Annotated in this window: 23 protein-coding genes and 1 pseudogene; all 24 read right to left on the bottom strand. The window is 40.3% G+C overall.

Translation table 11 applies throughout. The features are described 5' to 3' along the window. Positions 1-251: 251 nt before the first annotated feature. The 24 genes and pseudogenes from O3599_RS06135 to O3599_RS06020 all read right to left on the bottom strand — a co-directional run bounded on the left by O3599_RS06135 (position 252) and on the right by O3599_RS06020 (position 17,538). Positions 252-647, bottom strand: a complete 396-nt coding sequence (locus O3599_RS06135) for a helix-hairpin-helix domain-containing protein (RefSeq protein WP_000038631.1) — start codon at positions 645-647, stop codon at positions 252-254. A gap of 95 nt (positions 648-742) precedes the next feature. Further along, positions 743-997 carry a DUF1912 family protein gene (locus O3599_RS06130; RefSeq protein ID WP_000119706.1) on the bottom strand — a complete coding sequence of 85 codons (255 nt, stop codon included), beginning with the start codon at positions 995-997 and terminating at the stop codon, positions 743-745. 9 nt (positions 998-1,006) lie between these two features. Further along, positions 1,007-2,341, bottom strand: coding sequence for a DUF438 domain-containing protein (locus O3599_RS06125; protein WP_247939657.1), 1,335 nt, complete (start codon positions 2,339-2,341; stop codon positions 1,007-1,009). Further along, positions 2,341-2,574: a DUF1858 domain-containing protein gene (locus tag O3599_RS06120; protein WP_000368739.1), complete on the bottom strand. Its 234-nt coding sequence runs from the start codon at positions 2,572-2,574 to the stop codon at positions 2,341-2,343. The genes O3599_RS06125 and O3599_RS06120 overlap by 1 nt, the downstream gene beginning before the upstream one ends. Before the next feature lie 220 nt (positions 2,575-2,794). Continuing rightward, positions 2,795-2,947: a hypothetical protein gene (locus O3599_RS06115; RefSeq protein ID WP_198913379.1), complete on the bottom strand. Its 153-nt coding sequence runs from the start codon at positions 2,945-2,947 to the stop codon at positions 2,795-2,797. Further along, on the bottom strand, positions 2,944-3,126 hold the full coding sequence (locus O3599_RS06110; RefSeq protein ID WP_049487963.1) for a hypothetical protein: 183 nt from the start codon (positions 3,124-3,126) through the stop codon (positions 2,944-2,946). The genes O3599_RS06115 and O3599_RS06110 overlap by 4 nt, the downstream gene beginning before the upstream one ends. Before the next feature lies 1 nt (position 3,127). Then, a complete protein-coding gene (locus tag O3599_RS06105) occupies positions 3,128-3,907 on the bottom strand; it encodes a hypothetical protein (protein ID WP_084953052.1) in 780 nt (259 codons plus the stop codon). A 302-nt stretch (positions 3,908-4,209) separates the two neighbouring features. Continuing rightward, a complete protein-coding gene (locus O3599_RS06100) occupies positions 4,210-5,319 on the bottom strand; it encodes an SPFH domain-containing protein (protein WP_247939656.1) in 1,110 nt (369 codons plus the stop codon). Positions 5,320-5,331: 12 nt separating this feature from the next. Then, a complete protein-coding gene (locus tag O3599_RS06095; protein ID WP_052691060.1) occupies positions 5,332-5,889 on the bottom strand; it encodes a hypothetical protein in 558 nt (185 codons plus the stop codon). Between the two features lie 20 nt (positions 5,890-5,909). Continuing rightward, positions 5,910-6,413 carry a hypothetical protein gene (locus O3599_RS06090; RefSeq protein WP_001067003.1) on the bottom strand — a complete coding sequence of 168 codons (504 nt, stop codon included), beginning with the start codon at positions 6,411-6,413 and terminating at the stop codon, positions 5,910-5,912. 169 nt (positions 6,414-6,582) lie between these two features. Beyond that, the gene (gene rbfA / locus O3599_RS06085; RefSeq protein WP_001273601.1) at positions 6,583-6,933 is read right to left on the bottom strand and encodes a 30S ribosome-binding factor RbfA; all 351 of its coding nucleotides are present in this window, start codon (positions 6,931-6,933) and stop codon (positions 6,583-6,585) included. Positions 6,934-7,184: 251 nt separating this feature from the next. Then, entirely contained in the window at positions 7,185-9,986 is a 2,802-nt protein-coding gene (gene infB / locus O3599_RS06080) for a translation initiation factor IF-2 (RefSeq protein WP_371512292.1), read from the bottom strand. A gap of 16 nt (positions 9,987-10,002) precedes the next feature. Beyond that, entirely contained in the window at positions 10,003-10,302 is a 300-nt protein-coding gene (locus tag O3599_RS06075) for a YlxQ-related RNA-binding protein (RefSeq protein WP_001041390.1), read from the bottom strand. Continuing rightward, on the bottom strand, positions 10,295-10,588 hold the full coding sequence (gene rnpM / locus O3599_RS06070; RefSeq protein ID WP_061087611.1) for an RNase P modulator RnpM: 294 nt from the start codon (positions 10,586-10,588) through the stop codon (positions 10,295-10,297). The genes O3599_RS06075 and rnpM overlap by 8 nt, the downstream gene beginning before the upstream one ends. Before the next feature lie 21 nt (positions 10,589-10,609). Continuing rightward, positions 10,610-11,746 (bottom strand): transcription termination factor NusA, encoded by a 1,137-nt coding sequence (nusA, locus tag O3599_RS06065; RefSeq protein WP_000032285.1) that lies wholly within the window; start codon positions 11,744-11,746, stop codon positions 10,610-10,612. 43 nt (positions 11,747-11,789) lie between these two features. Next, positions 11,790-12,269 (bottom strand): ribosome maturation factor RimP, encoded by a 480-nt coding sequence (rimP, locus tag O3599_RS06060; RefSeq protein WP_001808691.1) that lies wholly within the window; start codon positions 12,267-12,269, stop codon positions 11,790-11,792. A gap of 128 nt (positions 12,270-12,397) precedes the next feature. Then, complete coding sequence (locus O3599_RS06055) at positions 12,398-13,567, bottom strand: glycoside hydrolase family 3 protein (protein ID WP_371512290.1); 1,170 nt, start codon at positions 13,565-13,567, stop codon at positions 12,398-12,400. Between the two features lie 171 nt (positions 13,568-13,738). Continuing rightward, positions 13,739-14,374, bottom strand: coding sequence for a tRNA (guanosine(46)-N7)-methyltransferase TrmB (gene trmB, locus O3599_RS06050; RefSeq protein ID WP_001266095.1), 636 nt, complete (start codon positions 14,372-14,374; stop codon positions 13,739-13,741). Further along, positions 14,371-15,165 (bottom strand): cell cycle regulator CcrZ, encoded by a 795-nt coding sequence (gene ccrZ / locus O3599_RS06045; protein ID WP_247939653.1) that lies wholly within the window; start codon positions 15,163-15,165, stop codon positions 14,371-14,373. Before ccrZ ends, trmB begins: the two co-directional genes overlap by 4 nt. A 161-nt stretch (positions 15,166-15,326) precedes the next feature. After that, positions 15,327-15,938: a CPBP family intramembrane glutamic endopeptidase gene (locus tag O3599_RS06040; protein ID WP_247939652.1), complete on the bottom strand. Its 612-nt coding sequence runs from the start codon at positions 15,936-15,938 to the stop codon at positions 15,327-15,329. 30 nt (positions 15,939-15,968) lie between these two features. Further along, the gene (gene blpZ, locus O3599_RS06035; RefSeq protein ID WP_247939651.1) at positions 15,969-16,217 is read right to left on the bottom strand and encodes an immunity protein BlpZ; all 249 of its coding nucleotides are present in this window, start codon (positions 16,215-16,217) and stop codon (positions 15,969-15,971) included. A gap of 41 nt (positions 16,218-16,258) precedes the next feature. Next, complete coding sequence (locus O3599_RS06030) at positions 16,259-16,948, bottom strand: CPBP family intramembrane glutamic endopeptidase (protein ID WP_247939650.1); 690 nt, start codon at positions 16,946-16,948, stop codon at positions 16,259-16,261. A gap of 28 nt (positions 16,949-16,976) precedes the next feature. After that, entirely contained in the window at positions 16,977-17,297 is a 321-nt protein-coding gene (locus tag O3599_RS06025) for a role in replication (RefSeq protein WP_247939649.1), read from the bottom strand. Between the two features lie 14 nt (positions 17,298-17,311). Beyond that, positions 17,312-17,538, bottom strand: a pseudogene (locus O3599_RS06020) (ComC/BlpC family peptide pheromone/bacteriocin). Positions 17,539-17,886 lie beyond the last annotated feature (348 nt).

Below are 17,886 nucleotides of genomic sequence, written 5' to 3'. Positions count from 1 at the left end.
GCCCCTGCCATCTACATGACAGGGACGAATGTGCTTATCCGCGGTACCACCCAATTTCGGGCAGTTGCCCGCAACTCTCGTCTTTAAAACAAAAAGACACTTTTATTTCAATTTTTCATCCATCAGCAACCAGTTTTGACACATTTGTGGACTTCTCAGCACCGCCACTTTCTGTAAAATATGGGATTCAAAACACCTCTGATGGCTTTATTGTAGCAAGTTTTTCTTGGAATTGCAAGGGGCAAGAAAGATTACTTGAACTTGATGCCATTTTCTTTCAATTTCTTGATGGTAGCTGGGCCGATTCCTTTCAAGGCAAGGAGTTCTTTTTCAGTCCAGTTTTTGAAATCTGAAGCGGACTTAATTCCTTCATCATAGAAAGTTTTGGCACGATCAAGTGGAAGTCCACCCAAGTTTGCTGCAAAATCTTCTACAGAATTAGCTACTTTTTGAGCTTGCTCTTTAGTAGCTTCTACTGCTTGTTCAACTTTTTTAGAAACAGCCTTACCAGCTTCGCTCGCTGATTGCTCTGCACGTTTTACGACTTTTTTTGTCTCTTCTACAACCTTAGTCACAGTACTTGAAAAGGCACCTGCGCGACGGAGGCTATTTCGTAATTGTTTTTTACGATTGAGTTTCTTTGACATGATAAAATCCTTTCAATAAAAAACCCCTGCTCTGACAAGGATTTAATATAAATATTCTATCAAGATTTTAGTAAAAAATCAAGAATCTATCTCGTTTAATAATTTCGCTCACCAAATAAGCCATCTGGCAAGTCATGGAATCCCTTGCCTGCTTTGAAGTTTTCAAACTTACCAAGCAAGAACTGATAAGCATCCAAGCGACTTTCGTAGCGAATCATGGCATCTTTGGCACGCTCGTCTTGATCTTCTTCGTAGACTTTTTGGCTTTCCTTGTGCGCCATGTCGTTGATCATGATTTGGGTATTGACCCAGGCTTCAAATTCCTTCATAAATTCTTGTTCGTAACTCATTTTTTCTCCTTATTCTAATCCACGGAAATAGTCCGTATCAATCTCACGGTAGGGTTGAATATCCTGAACGTATTCCAACACACCTTGGAATTCTCCCTCTTCATCGTGCACTGCGGTGTAGGTGATGTGGACAAACTTACCTCGCGACTCAGACTTGAACCACATTTCATACTTATCTTTGCTTCCTTCACGAAGCCCCTTCATGATGGTCTTGACCTTGTCCAAGTACTTAGGTGGATGACAGAGTTCGACATTGCGCCCGACTTGGGACGGCGTCCGTTTGAAAATCATCTCATCAGCTGGCGTATTGTCATTGTAATATTGGAAAATATCGTCTTTATTGACAAAGGTAATCTCCATAGGGAGGTGATTGAGGATGAGATTAGCCTGCTCGACTGAAAGATAGCCATTCCCAAAAGCCTGTTGACTATGGCGGTCCAGCACTGCTTCCTTTTCCTTAGGGGTAAAGGTAATGGTAAACTGCCCTTCTGGCGTATCGATAACTTGTTGAACTTGCCCCTCTGCCGTATCTAGCTGTACAGGCTCCCCTGCACTATCTTCCTCAACAAAGCTCTGTCTTTCTGGTACCCATTTCTCAGACGGACGGATGATGGCATAGCCATAGGCATCGCTCTCCTCCGCAATCTGAAGCCAATCATCCTGAGTAAAGGACTCAAGGAGAATCATGAGAAGGATGGACTCTTCCTTGAAGATCATACTTTCAAACTCTGTCGCAAAGGCTTCAAAATATTCTTTTACAGTGGAAATCGACACTTCTGGTAGTGACTTGGCTGTCGCTAAAGCTGTTTGAAAGAGTTCCCTGATCTGATCATCCACTCCCCACATAACTTTGGGAGGTGAATCGTGTCCATAGCGCTCCATGATGGGGAAAAAGAGCTCTTCCTTGCGCTGGTAGTGGATGTCAAATTGACCTACAAGTCCCATCTGACGCACCAAGCCCTTGCGCATCTCCGCCAGCATTTCCTCGTCTTCCATAGATTCATAAGTATCTAACAATCTACGAATGCGAATCAAGGCCGCACGGAGGGCCAGATTTTCTTCCTTAAAGACCCGAACTGGGTGACCTGGATGCTCGGTATCCTCTACTTCGACACCTTTAATAGCATTTTTAAAAAGATTGGCATGGACATCACAGAGTTCCATGACATCTTCAAAGGTGACACCTGAGTCTGAGTTCATCAGCTCATGCTCCATGAGGGAAATCTCGATGGCTGAGACACCCGCAAAGGTCGCATCAAAACGCTCCTGAACCGACTCAGGAGAGGCACCATTGTGCAATTCTAACAAAATATCCCGCAGGACATGAATCCGTTCATCCGCCATTAGTCTAACCCAATCACTTCGTAGCCGTTTGCTTCCAGCGTGCGGACAATCTTGTCCATAGGAGTTCCTTCAAGCTTAGAACCCTGTTTGAGCGATACTTTACGACCAACGGTATTGCGCATCAAGGGATTAGCAAGTGGTTTAAAACCCAGCTCAACTAGAATTTCCAAGACTTCTGGATGCTTGTCCACCACTTCTGCAACGGGAATTGACACATCGATGATATTGTCCATGACGACCTCCATGTATGTTCTAATACTCAATGAAAACCAAAGAGCAAACTAGGAAGCTAGCCGTAGGCTGTACTTAAGTACGGTAAGGTGAAGCTGACGTGGTTTGAAGAGATTTTCGAAGAGTATAAAATGATTTTACTGCTTATATTATATCATATGGGAAGAGATTAAAAAACTAGCAGTACAAAACCTGCTAGTTCTCCTAGACTTGAATTACCACCTAAAAAAGTTTAAAGAGCCAATCCAATAGCTTAAATAATAGCTTGTAAAACAGCAATTGGACTGCAAAAGAGATGATCATCCACAAGAATTTCACAATGCCAATAATCGGTTTGATAAAAATAATGGCAAGAATTGCCCAGAAAAATTTCATTCTCTCTCCTCTGGCTTGATGAGCCACCGAGCCGTATCCATTAGCTTGTCTGCAATAAAAAGTTTCCCCAGACCGACAACAATATTGTCATCTTTCTTTATCGTTTTCATTACTTTTACACCTTGCATGGTCAAAAAGTAATTCCCATAAGTTTTAGCTAGAATTTTTATGAGTCCCATATTACTCTCCTTCGATGATTTCAGCCTCTTTTCGGATTGTTTCAACATCTTCTTGATATTGAACTTCACTATAATTGACTAGTTTGGACAATTCTTTCTGCAAGCTTTCACCCATTGGTTTCATAGTTGCAAAGGTTAAACCACCTGAAATGATACCACCCAAGATAGGAATGAATTTTCCCATTCCTTTGGCCAGCCCTCCCTTGGTAAGATTCACACCAAATATTCTTAAGACTTTTTTCAAAATAGGGTACCAAAGCGTCTTTGTTAAAGCTTTATTAGGTACTGTTTTCATTACCTGTTTGGCAATTGTTATACCACCTGCACGTAGCAAGGCAGCGGTTCCATTCACCCCCAACATGACACCTAGATAAAGCAAGAGTGTATTTTGAGCATCCTCGCTCAATTCATCGCGTGAAGCCCAAAGATCTTCATAACCATAAATATAACCTAATTCTTGAGCCAATTTCAGAGAGAAACCATAAAATTGAGCCACATCAGCTGGAATGGTAATTGCCATAGCAATCCCTCCAGGTAATCCTGCCAAAACAGAGGTTCCACTCGCCAATAAAACATTATCCCTAATGCAGGCATTAGCCACTCTATCTAAGGTTTCTTGAGATAAGAGAGACGTTGGGCCTTGTTCTAATAAAGTAGGAATGTCCTGTGGATCCAATTCTTTGGAAAACTTATCCACTAAAAATTTCGAACGATCAACCTTAACAACTGGTAATTTTACCACTTGTTGCAATACTTGCATAGCTAACTCTTGTTCAGCCATATACAAACTCCTTTTACTTCTGTAAGTTATAGTCTATGATAGCATACTCTTTTAAAGTATGTTTCAAATTCCCCTCAAAAGTTTTCAAAACTCCTTATTTTTTTAGATAAATAGTCCAATACACAAAATCAAAATCCTTGGCAACTTATTTGTTAAAGAACCTTAATAGCCTTTGTAGAGACAACTCGAATATTCAACTTTACCTTTACAACTTGATATTCTATCTATGAACGATAGTCTATTGTTGTTTTACCTAGAATGTCCCTTGAATACGTACTAACTATGAACTTTCGAGTCTCATTTTATAAATCCATAATTTCTTTTTTCTTTCGATCAAACTCTTCCTGAGATAGTATCCCAGCATCTAAAAGAGATTTTAGTTTTGTAAGGGCTTCGATTTGTTCATCTAATGATAAACTTGGTTTCATTGCTTTTTCATCTAAACCTTGTGCCATATTCATACCAAAAATCATCCCTGCACCATCACCTAGACCATGTTGCTCCACTCCTGATGCAATTTTTTGTTGTGCTGCAATATTAGAAGCTTTCTGCGATACATCATCATAAGCTTTTAAATTCATCTTATTTGATGAAAATTGTTTAACCAATTCCTTAGATTCTGGTGAGAACTCAATATTAGCAATGGCAACTTTTACAATCTCAAATCCAAAACGTTCTTTCCAAGTCCCTGCATACTGTCCATCATTTGATACTTGTTCCGCAAGAACTCCAGCTTGTGAGGGTAATTGTGAAATACGATAAGTTGTTGACAAAGAATTAAGTGCAACAATAAAAGATTGGAGAAACTCTGTCACTATTTGTGATCTAGCTTGAGCGCTATCAAAGGTATAATAAGTCACATTGGCAGGAAGAAAGTTTCTGATAAATTGCTTAGCATCTGTAATTTGGATAGAAAATGTTCCAAAAGCACGTACTTCTAAATCTGTCCCATAAAACAAATCGTTATACATGACTGGGCCACGAGTCCCAAATTTAATATCACGAATTTCTCTCAAATTAACAAAACAAATCTGTTTTTGCTGATCACTTTGACCACCGAATCCAACACGATTAACAACATTGTCAAACAGTGACTTTTTCAATCCATCACCGTTAAAAACACTGCTCTCACCATTTTGGTATTCATATCCACCTGGTTCTGTAATAATTTCCTCGATACCAGACTGACTAAAGATAAAGGCAGCAGTATTTTCTGGAATAAAAATCTTGGATCCGTTGGAAATAACACCTACAGATCCCTTCGTATTGACACCCCTACCATTATTACTTTCTTGAAAAATACCGGGACTTACAGCTGTATGTTCATCAAAAGCTTGAACTGTGATAATTTCTTTCCACTGATCTGCAAATGTCCCACCAATAGAATCTGTGATGGCTTTTATCAACCCCATTTAATTGCCCCCTTATAAACTTTGCTCCATATCACAATAGGCACATCTCACTGTTTGCTTCACTTGACCTGACAAAGGTGCTCCACAAAAGCTACACTTGGTTGAAATCTTTTCTGGCTCTGCATCCTTAATCCCAAGCCCTGCTTTAAAAGTGTCAAATGTATCCTTAAATGTTTCTGCCAAAACATCTGCTCCAAACAAGCTACTATCTCCCAAGGTTTCAAAATTGCTTGTATCACCTGAAATCAATTTAATAATGTTTCTAGCCCACTTGTCAGTATCCTTAGTATTATTAAATGCAAAGATAGCTTGTCCGCTATTATAATAAATTTCCAGCCGTTTCACACCATTGGTTTTGGTTACTGAAACTTGAGGTTTCCCTTCAAAAATTTTAATCTGGTTAATGGGTATGGTAACTTGATCTTTTTTTCCTCCCCACAAACCTTTTTTGATATATATTAAGTGTAGATTCGTTAAAATTAATTCATCTGTAGACAAACCATTTTTCCCAAAACTCACATGGTCACTATTCATAACCATATATTCATGTGGCAATAATTGATAATCCATATTGAACTCCACTCTTCCTATTAAAGACTAGCTTTCCACTGCTCCACTTGTTCATGTAGATTATCACGATAATCTTTTAGAGTCTTAATCACTTCTTCTTTCCCTTGAATCGGTGCTTTCTTTAATGGACCATATTGTTTTTTTAAATCTTCCATTTCTTTTTTAGTGCTATCTTTTAGTTCTTGGATAGCAGCGCTATCTTCTAAAACAGTCCCTTTAAAGGCTTCATCTGCTTCTGTATAGTAATTATCGATTATTTTCTCATTCATAATCAAGTAATCTTCATAGGTTTTTATAGACTCAATTGTCGTATCGCTAACATCTTGTGGGTTAAAATCGCTTGAACTGAGTTTTTCTTTTGCTTTAGCAAACAACCCTTTCTTCTCAGAACTACTAGATGAAGCTTCTGTTTGATTCTCACTAGAAGAGCTGCTTGTTTTTTCAGAAAGAGAACTACAAGCAACTAGAGTAGAGACGGAAAGACATAGCAAAGCTAAACGACAAACTTTTTTTACATTATTCATTGATAGAATCTCCTTTTATTTATGAAATCATCATATCATATTTGCTAAAAAAAAAGTATTTTCTGATTAGCTAACATTTAAAAATACAGAATCCCTTTTTTAAAAGAATATTTTTCCATTTCAAATTCCACCTATTTTCACCCACCAAAAAAGAGGGTTACCCCTCTTCTTAGTTCTTATCCAGATTGCGTAGCATTTCGTCAATCTTGTTTCCATACTCGATGGACTCGTCTTTGACGAAGGTCAAATCTGGGATTTTGTACAATTTCAAATTGCGACCAAGTTCACGTTTGATGGTACCAGTTGCTTTTTCAAGCCCGATTTGAGCTTTTTGGTTATCCGAAGCAAGGTTACTCAAAATGGTGTAGTAAACTTTGGCAACAGACAAGTCACCTAGCATCTGAACATCTGTGATGGTCACACCTTGGACACGCGGATCACGGACTTTCTTTTGCAAAATCTCATTGACTTCACGCTTGATTTCCATGCCCACACGATCCGTACGGAAATGATTTGCCATGATATTCCTTTCTCTACTTTGAACCAAAAGCTAGGCCAGCAGACCTAGCTATTTTTAAATTTATTGATTTTCATTTCAAATTGAAACGAAGTTCAATTTGAAATCATCTGCTTCTTTCGCCGTGGTGAAAGTGATGGAACTGATTTATCAGTCCCATCACAGGGGATTTTTGAGACCCTAGGCTCAAAAATAAGCAATGAAACCATCGGTTTGCTTGCGTCCCTCACCACCTAAGAAAGGAGCAAAAAATCTTATCGTTTGATTTCTTCCATGACATAAGCCTCAATAACATCATCCATCTTGATATCATTGTAACCATCGATCATCAATCCACCTTCACGACCGTTTGTAACTTCTTTGACGTCGTCTTTGTAGTGTTTCAAGCTTGCAAGTTCGCCATCATAGATAACGACACCGTCACGGATAACACGAACTTTAGAGTCACGGGTAACCTTACCGTTGATAACCATGAATCCACCGATAGTTCCCACTTTAGACACCTTGAAGGTTTCACGGATAACTGCTTCACCGATAATTTTTTCTTCAAATTCTGGATCAAGCATCCCCTTCATGGCTTCTTCCATCTCTTCGATAACCTTGTAGATAATGCTGTGAAGACGGATTTCCACATCGTCAGCTTCGGCTTGTTGACGAGCTTGTGGTGTAGGGCGTACATTGAAACCAACGATAAAGGCATTTGAAGCTTCGGCAAGAGTCACGTCAGATTCGTTGATGGCACCGACTGCCGAGTGGACGATGGTCACTTTGACACCTTCCACGTCGATCTTTTGAAGTGAGGCAGAAAGGGCTTCAACAGAACCTTGTACGTCTGCCTTGATGATAACGTTAACAGACTTGAGTTCACCAGCTTTAAGGGTATCAAAGAGATTTTCAAGGCTGACACGTTGGGTAGCTTGACGTTGTTTCATAAGGGCACGTTTGGCACGCTCTTCACCTGCTGCACGCGCAGATTTTTCATCTTCGTAAACGGCAAAGTGGTCACCCGCCATTGGCGCTTCGTTCAAACCTGTGATTGAAACTGGTGTTGATGGCCCAGCAACCTTAACACGACGACCAAGGTCGTTGGTCATAGCACGGACACGACCGAAAGTATTTCCGACAACGATTGGGTCTTGAACATTCAAGGTACCTTGTTGAACAAGAAGGGTTGCGACCGCACCTTTTCCTTTATCCAAGCGAGCTTCGATAACTGTACCGATAGCACGCACTGTTGGGTCTGCCTTGAGTTCTTGGATTTCAGCCACAAGAAGGACTGTTTCCAACAATTCTTCAATGTTTTGATTGAATTTAGCTGAGATTTCAACAAATTCAGAATCTCCACCCCAAGCGGTTGACATAACTCCATGCTCTGCCAATTCACCGATAACGCGTTCTGGGTTGGCACCTGGTTTATCAATCTTGTTGATGGCTACGATAATTGGAACGTTGGCCGCTTTTGAGTGGTTGATGGCTTCAATTGTCTGAGGCATAACCCCGTCGTCGGCCGCTACAACCAAGATGGTAATATCAGTAACAGACGCACCACGCGCACGCATAGACGTAAAGGCCGCGTGTCCTGGTGTATCAAGGAAGGTGATCTTCTTACCATTTTCAACGATTTGGTAGGCACCGATATGCTGAGTGATACCACCTGCTTCACCTGTCGCAACGCGAGAGTTACGAAGAGTATCCAAGAGGGTTGTTTTACCATGGTCAACGTGTCCCATGATCGTTACAACTGGTGGACGCTCAACCAATTCATCTTCATTAAGATAGCCATCTTCGACAAAGAAACGTTCGATGTCGGCATTATCCACTTCAACCTTTTGCTTAGCTTCGATACCATAATCCACCATGAGGAGTTCAATTGTTTCCCCATCCAAAGATTGGTTTTGTGTGGCCATGACACCCATCATGAAAAGTTTCTTAACGATTTCAGCTGGTTCACGTTTGATACGTTTTGCGATTTCCGCAACGGTCATACCATCTGTATATTCAAATTCTGTTGGCAATTCATGGAATTTACGCTCCGTAACAGGTTTTGGAGTCTGATTGCGGTTGTTCTTGTTATTGCCTTTTTTGTTCTTTTTGTTGTTATTCCAGTTACTATTCTTTTGATTTCTCACTTGATTTTGACTACTTCGATTCTTTTGTTGTTTTCTAGGACCATCTTCTTCGTGATCATAATCGTCACGATTTTTGTCTGGTCGAGCTTGTTTTTTACGACGTGTATCCACTGCAGCTTCTTTTTTCTCAGGGACGACTTCAACCACTGCTTGAACTTGCTGTTCTTGTTGCGCTTGTTCAGCTAACTTAGCCACTTCTTCAAAGATTTCCTCTGGCTCCTTGCGTTTGTTTGCTTGGGCCAAGGCTTCTTTGGCAGCCTGAGTCTGCTTGAAACGTTCCTCACTTGAACGGGCGTACTCTGCATTTTGCTCTGCTTTTAGAGCTGCTGCACGGGCTTTAAAGTCAACACGTGGTCCAGCTTGTTTTGGCTGGAAGTCTTGTTGCTGACGGCGCTCATTGCCACGATTTTGCTGACCTTGCTGTTTCTTAGCTTGGTCATTAAAACGGCGATTGTCGCGGTTACTTTGACCTTGTTTTCCACCATTACGGCCGTCGTTTTTCTGACGGTTTCCGTTTTGTTGTTGGTCACGGTTATTGCCCTTGTTTTGCTTGCGTCGTTCTGCCTGCTCTTTGGCACGCGCTTCACGTTCAGCCTTGAAATTACGGCTTTGCGGTTTAGCTGCTACTTTTTCTGCCTTCGGAGCAACTGGCTCAGCAGGTTTTGCCTCTTCCTTAGCTACAGCTGGTTTAGCTGGCTCAGATTTTTCGGCTTTCTTTTCTGCACTTGCTTTTGGTGCTGCAGGTTTTGCTTCTACTTTTGGAGCAGCTGCAGGCTTAAAGCTGGCAGCGATTTTTGCAGCGACAGCTTCTTCCACACTTGATGAGTGGCTTTTCACATCCAAGCCCAACTCTTTTGCACGCGCTACAACTTCTTTACTTTCTTTTCCAAGTTCTTTTGCGATTTCGTACAATCTTTTCTTAGACAAATCATGTCCTCCTCTTCTATTCCATAAGAGACCTCATTTTCTTTGTAAATCCAGCATCTGTTACAGCCAAAACCTTTCTCGATTTTCCGACTGCTATGCTTAATTCCAGTGTTGAAAACACGGTTACAATTTCTACTTGATAATAATGACTTTTATCTTGAATCTTCTTGGTCAGATTGGGTCCAGCATCATGAGCTAGAAAAACCAACTTGGCCTTGCCGTCTTGAATGGCCTTGACCACCAATTCTTCACCCGATATGATCCGCCCTGCTCGCTGAGCAAGCCCCAAGAGATTGCTTATCTTTTGCTTATTCAAGTCCTAACTCTCTTCTTTTTACTTTGTGATCCACATAAGCGATCAACTCGTCATAAAAGCTTTCATCCACTTCCATGCTAAAGCTACGGTTAAAGACCTTCTTCTTTTTCGCCTCTAGGGCCTCTTTATTGTCTAGCTTGATATAAGCGCCGCGGCCGTTGGCCTTGCCTGTCGGATCGATAAAGACTTGTCCTTCCTTGTTCTTGACAATGCGGAGCAAATCACGCTTATCAATCACTTCGTTAGACACAACAGACTTGCGCAAAGGGATTTTTCTTGTTTTCATCTTTCCCTCCTCTAGCAGCTTTTATTCTTCTACAGTATCGTTTTCTGCTTCCAAATCTACCGAACCAGCTTCTTCCATGGCTTCAAATTCACTAGCAGACTTGATATCAATACGGTAACCAGTCAAATGAGCTGCCAAACGAACATTTTGCCCACGACGACCGATAGCAAGAGAAAGCTTGTTATCAGGAACAACCACCAAGGCACGTTTACTATCGTTTTCGTCAAAGATAACTTGGTCAACCTCAGCAGGAGCGATGGCATTGTAGATAAATTCAGCTGGATCTGCTACCCACTCGATGACGTCGATATTTTCTTCAATTGGCACCATACGGTCGCTCTTGGCATCGTAACGAGCTGGGTGGAATTTGCTGGTAATCTTCTTGATGTTAGCACCACCGCGTCCAACAATTGTACCGATAGCATCCACGTTTGGATTATGACTGCGAACGGCAACTTTCGTACGGTCACCAGCTTCACGAGCCACGCTCATGATTTCAACAGTTCCATCATAGACCTCAGGAATTTCTTGCTCCATCAAACGTTTGATCATTTCTGGATGGCTACGGCTAACAAAGACGTTGACACCACGAGGGTTGTCTTCGACCTTGTAGACATAAACTTCGATACGATCATGAGAAGCAAAGACTTCTCCAGGGATTTGGTCTTGTTTTGACAATTGGGCTTCGATGCTGCCAAGATTGACATAGATAAAGCGGTTGTCAAAGCGTTCTACTGTACCAGACATGATTTCTTGCTCATGCTCTTTGTAAGTATTGTAAGTGATGGCACGTGTTTGCTTGCGCATTTTTTCCATAATGGTTTGTTTGGCAGATTGGGCTGCTACACGACCAAACTCAGCAGGTGCTTCTTCAAACTTGATTTTATCACCAAGTTCATAGGCTGAATTGATAGCAAGAGCATCTTTCAAGCTGATTTCCAAACGGCTATCAAATACTTCATCAACCACTTCACGGACAGTATAAACTGTAAAGTCACCTGTTTTTTCGTTGAAATCAATAGCTACGCTATCAGATTGACCATAGCGTCTGCGATAAGCGGAACGAAGCGACTCCACTACTGCGTCGATGATATCTTCTTTTTTGATTCCCTTGTCTTCTTCCAAAATGCGGAAGGCCTCTAGCATTTCTTTACTCATGTTTTCTTCACTTTTGAATCCTCAAAAGCTATCCTTTCTTTTTCTATAATTTAACTGCTAAACGTGCTTTTGATACTAAACTGTATGGAATTTGGACAGTTTTCTTGCGCGTCTTGTCCATATATTCCATGGTCAACTCGTCCTCTTCAAAGGCCAACAAGGTTCCTTCAAAGACCTTTTGCTTATCGATGGCTTGGTAGAGTCCGACATGGATGTATTTCCCAACCGCTCCAGCGACTGCATCCTTGGTTTTCAAAGGACGTTCCAAGCCTGGACTGGTGATTTCTAGGAAATATTGTTCTGGGAAGGGATCTGGCTTGATAGTGTCTAGGACAGGGCTGATAATTTCTGTCAAATCTGCCGTGTCGTTCAAGGTAATTCCTTCAGGTTTATCTACAAAAATACTGAGAATCATGTCACTACCAATCTTTCCATACTCGATATCCACGAGTTCGAAAGGCGCTTCTATGACAGGTTCTACAACTTCTCTGACTAATTCTACGATTGTTGCGATTGCGTCCACCTCCTCATAAGCAAGAGGCGAAGATATTTCCCCGCCTCTCTTTCTCATATTCTTGCTACAAGTATAACACAAATCAAGCCAACCTGCAAGGATTTAACCTTGAAGCTTTTTGTCTGGGCTTACAAGACTTACTGCGCCGCTCCTAATAAGCCCAAGTCGTATTTCCAAGTTAAAATACGTCTCACAGACTCATCAATACGCTCTTCTGTCAGCTCTCCAGAGGAAATTTTCTTTAATAGATAAGGAATCTGGGTTTGATAGGAAGACCCTAGAATCAAATCATTTCCAGCTAAAATTACTTGAAAAGCAGCCTCGTCCTGACTGACAAAATCGGCTATTCCTGCCATATCAAAATCATCCGTCATAATGACACCTTTGAAATGCAGTTCCTTACGAAGAAGGTCAGTGATTTTCGGTGAGATAGATGATGGCACTGTATCAATTTTAGATAGGATATTGTGAGAGACTAAGATACTATCTGCCCCTGCATCTATCCCAGCTTGAAAGGGAAGAAAATCTGCTTGTCTTAATTCATCTAAAGAACGGTTGTCTTGGATAATAGCGGTATGACTATCTCCATTATCGCCATATCCTGGAAAATGTTTCAAGGTTGACCCAACCTTACTCTTTTTAAGTTCTTCTACGACCTGCTGAACATAGCTTGCAGTTGTTTGGGCATCTTGTCCAATCGTTCGATCATAAATAAAGGCTGATTGATTCCTTGAAAGATCCGCAACTGGTAAAAGTCCAGCATTGATGCCAACAGATTTTAACAGCTCTGCCTTTTGCTTCGTATTAGAAAGCACCGCCTCCATTCCCCCTTGCTGATAAAGTGCCCTAGGAGATTGAAAAGGAGTTTCTAAAATCGAACTAATACGAGTCACTGTCCCCCCTTCTTCATCTGAACCAATCAATAAAGGAACCTTGGCAGCAGCTTGGTAGCCCTTTGTCAAAGCCTTTATATCCTCTAAACTTCGTCCCTCAAAATCTCTGCCAAATAAGATATAACCAGACAAATGATAGGATTGAAGATCTTCTATCTGATGATTAGAAGGAACTCTGGCCCAAAATAATTGTCCTACTTTCTCTTCCAAGGTCATCGTGGCCAATCTGTCTTCGATAACCTTATTTTCCTCTCCTTCACTGGTTTCAATAGTTGTTTCAGTTTTTTCTATTTGAACCTCTTTTTCTGCTTGCACCTCTACTTGTCTATGTTGTTGATAATCAGAAAAAACCAAACCAACTATCACAAGGAAAAAGAAAAGATAGAATACAAGAGGGTTTATACTATTTCTCATAACCTTTCCATTATACCACTTATCTGGTTGCAAATACACATTTAGCAAAAACCACCTGTTTTGAAATCAAACTAAAAGGACTTAATCCTGCGCAGTACAGAACTAAATCCTTGAAATATATGATTGGTTTAACTTTTTGAGCGGAGATCAGTTTTCTGACATCACTTTAGATTAAAACTGAGCCTCAACTCGGTAGATAACTTGACCCTTGTTGGAGAATTTTTGCTCATATTCAGTCATGACATTGCCTTCAAAATCACTGGCATGTAAATCAAGCCAGACGCCGTTGAGCTTCATGCCATACTGAGAAAAACTCACTAGGCTGTACTCAAACAAGCCACGATTATCCGTCTTGAAATGAATTTCTCCATTTTCAGGCAAGATACGTTTGAAGGTATCCAAGAAGGTCTTGTAGGTCAAACGACGCTTTTCATGGCGTTTTTTAGGCCATGGATCTGAAAAATTCAGATACAAGCGATCAATCTCACCGTCTTCAAAGTAGTCAGTCAAGTCAGAACCATCTACCCACAAGAGCTTGATATTAGGCACTCCAACTTCAAGCACCTTGTCCAAAGCGTAGCTCAAAACAGACTTTTGAATATCAATCCCGATATAGTTGATGTCAGGGTTTTGCTTGGCCATACCTGAAACAAAGGCACCCTTTCCACTTCCAACTTCCACATGAATGGGATTGTCATTGCCAAACAAGTCCCGCCATTTCCCCTTGGCTTCCAAGGGATTGAGGACCACATACTGGGGATTTGCCTCTAGTAATTCTGTCGCCCCTTTACGATTTCTAACTCTCATCTTCTCTTTCCATACTTGTCTCGGAAGTGACGCAAGCCATGAATCTCCCGATTGACATTTTCTAAATCTTGGTTCATATAATACTTGGAAATCTGGCTCAAATAAGACAATTGACCGTACCAATACAATTTATTTAATACCGTTTGATTATACTTATAGCCGTAGTAGGTCAACCATTCCTTCCACTGATATTCTGGAATATAATGGCAGAGCATATGGGCCACATCCAACATGCGATCGGTCAAGCGAACCGAATCCCAATCTACCAAATAAATCAAGCCACTATCTGTCTCAATCCAATTACTATGTCGTACATCTCCATGGACAATAGTCGCATGATCCTCTCTAAATCCTGGAATAGTCTGACGTAAATCAGCCATCACTTCACTGATAAAATGATTTTTACGCAAAGCATCTGGAGCCGTTTCCTGCCAAGACTGTAGTAAATCTACAGGTGTTTCCATGGCATATCCCAACCGACTCAACTGTGTCATCAACGGACGTGAGCGATGAAGGCGGGTTAAAATATTGACGATTTGCTTACGATTCATATCATAGGGGGTCAATATCTTGCCTGTTAACCATTCTTGAGCACACATATCACGCCCATCTGCCAAACGGCGACTCCATAATAATTGTGGAGCAATTTGTTCTCTAGCTAGACCAGGTAGGATTGGAGAGGTGTTCATTTTTACAAAGATACGCTTTCCATCAGGATAGCTACCCATATAAGCCTTGCCACTTTTCCCAGGTATGGGAGTCAGTGTTAGCTCATTATCACCCAAATCCATTTCTTTCCTCCGTATAAAGTTTCCTTACTATTCTACTAGTTTTTGGCCTATTCGTCAACCGCTCCACACCCGATTCTCAAAGAAAAGCCTCTAGATTGGCTTGGGTATCATTATAGAAAGAAAAAGGTAAGCACAATCTCCTACTTACCTTTTCATAATTTTTATAAATAATATAAGAGTGGCCAACTGTTGTAAAACATGTGGACTAGAGTAGAAACCCATAGGTTTTGGCTCTTTTTATAAGCAAAGCCCAGTAACAAGCCCCCAAGTAGATAAAAAATAAACGAAGGGACATTAGAAGGTCCATGCATGAAAGAAAAGAGAGATGAAGTTAGCACAAGCCCTAACCAAGAATTGTCAAAAACGGCACCTTGAAGAAGTCCTCTGAAAATGAGTTCCTCCTGTATTGGCCCAAAAACTGAGGTAGTCAAAATCAAAGACAGGGAAATTCCTCTGCTGACCTCCGCCAAGTGTTGAACTCCCTCGCCAGAAGAAACAGCGAAGAAATGAATATAAACCAGCGTCTCAAGTACACTTAGCAGAAAGATTGCAATGAAAAGCAAAAGGTCTTTCTTGCTTAACATCCCAAAAGAAATCATATCAAACTTTCTAGCATAAGCAACACTCAGCGAGGTTACTAGAAGACTTACAATAATCAGTTCAGATTCATTTTGAAAAAAATCCCCGTGGTTAATCGTATAAGGAACTGTAATGACGATTAGTAGTACTAAAAATCCAAAACAAAAGGCATGAAATTTATCAAAAAACTTCATAAAATTATCCTCCTCAACAAACAAACTTCCCTACAAGTCATCCTTTAACTCTAGTCTTTCCAAAACAAACCATTTTAGTAACCAAAATCCGACAACATAGCCAGCCCCTAAGAATATAGCCATTAAAGCTAGCATGGGATTTAGGAAATTAAAGACCACCGCAGATACAAAGGTTAGCACAAAAACATTAAATGCAATGGTGTCAGAAGCCAAAACTAGAATATAAGGTGTCAACCAGTCTATGGTTTTGGAATCTAGGAAAAATAAGTGTTTATACATGATAACCTCCTCTATGGCTGAAAAGATAGACTCTTGATTTTTTACCCCAAGACCCTATGTAAAAAAGTCAGAAAAAATGGTAAAGTCGCTACAATATTATTAATCACATGAACCGCATAAGATGGATAAATGCTCTTGGTATAGCGGGTCAAACCAGCAAAGATGATTCCAAATGTTGTAAAAACGAAAATATCTAACAGACTAGGCAGACTTGAAAAATGAGGAAGAGCAAACAGAATGGAAGGAAGAAGTAAATCAAGGCCAAATCGCGAATGTTTAAAGAAAGCATGTTGCAACAAACCCCTATAGATCAATTCTTCCATCAGAGGTCCTAGCACGATTAAGGTTAGGTAAACACCAAACTCCGCAAAATTTGTCTCACTATAGGCAATAAACAAATTCCACCCTTCATTAGTTCCCTGCACGTGTTTAGCTGTCAGATAGTTAAAACAGATAAGCACAACAGCTGCTAACACCGTCAGGACGGAATAGCTCAACCACTTTTTTCTAGGGATACGAAAGAGATAAGCATGGCCCGACCTGATCAAAATCCAAACCATCAAACCGATAAAGAGAAGGCTGATGATGTTTCGAATCCAGATAAGATTTCCTACCCAAGACGAGAACTCCCAATAATTGCTCCAAAATTGGGTTGTCCAAAACAATCCGAAAAATAGAAACAAATAAGAAAGAATGGCACTCGTTTTGAAAAGAATAGGATATTTTTTCATAGCTTTCTCCATTACAATTAAATGATATCTAATCATTTTCTAAAATTTGATAACTTTTGTGAAATGTTTTAGCAGAAACAACTCTATGATTGGTGATATCTATATAATCACCTGGATAACCAAGAACATACATCCCATAACCAGCGAATCCTCCTCCAGCTGTTCCAACTAGACCAAACTTGATATTCGTTGCGAGAGAAGTGTTAAGACCTGCCATTAGAATGCGCACATGATTATCCAACCAAACCATATAATTTTTTTGAAAAGCTTCCTCTACCCAACTTGGTTTAGGAGTTGCTTGACCAATTTCCCAAACATCAACAATTTGATTCCCATATTTTGCCTTCATAGCTTCAATCCTTTTTAAATACCATTACATGAGTTGGGAGTTCCCCCTATACCATAAGGACTACATGGTTTTGAAAGATGTATAATAGTCCACTTACCATTTAATTGATCCAAAGTTGGAGAAGGTGCTAGCCCACCCAATAAACCAGAAAGTTATCTCCCCAACCTCCGAAACTTCCTTCAACTTTCGCAAGCATCTCAGTATCCATCATTTCAAATTGTGACATCGTTTTTGTATTCATAACAAAAACTTCATTAGCCCCTACTTTTTATAATACTTCAAGCCCCAAATGAGTAGAAACATGATAAGCAAGCAGAGAATAGTGCCAATATAGGCAATTAATTGTTGATAGGATTCTCCTGCTGTGATACCCCTATACAAACAAATAATAGACATAAAACCTGTCAAACCGATAAACATAAGTTGATTGGTTCTAGGACTAACCAAATCATCATTTACGTATATTTAAGAGCATCTCTTTTATGTTAGTGTATGTTAACACTAAAAAACAAGTTAGGCCAATAATATTTAAAATGAACAATAACGGGGTTAAGTCTCTAAAAAAATTATCCACTGACACTACAAGAAA

This window comes from Streptococcus sp. 27098_8_103, assembly GCF_041432345.1.
In the GTDB taxonomy this organism is placed as follows: Bacteria; Bacillota; Bacilli; order Lactobacillales; family Streptococcaceae; genus Streptococcus; species Streptococcus mitis_BV.
Note: the sequence above shows the minus strand (reverse complement) of the source record. Positions and strands in the feature narration are given on the sequence as shown.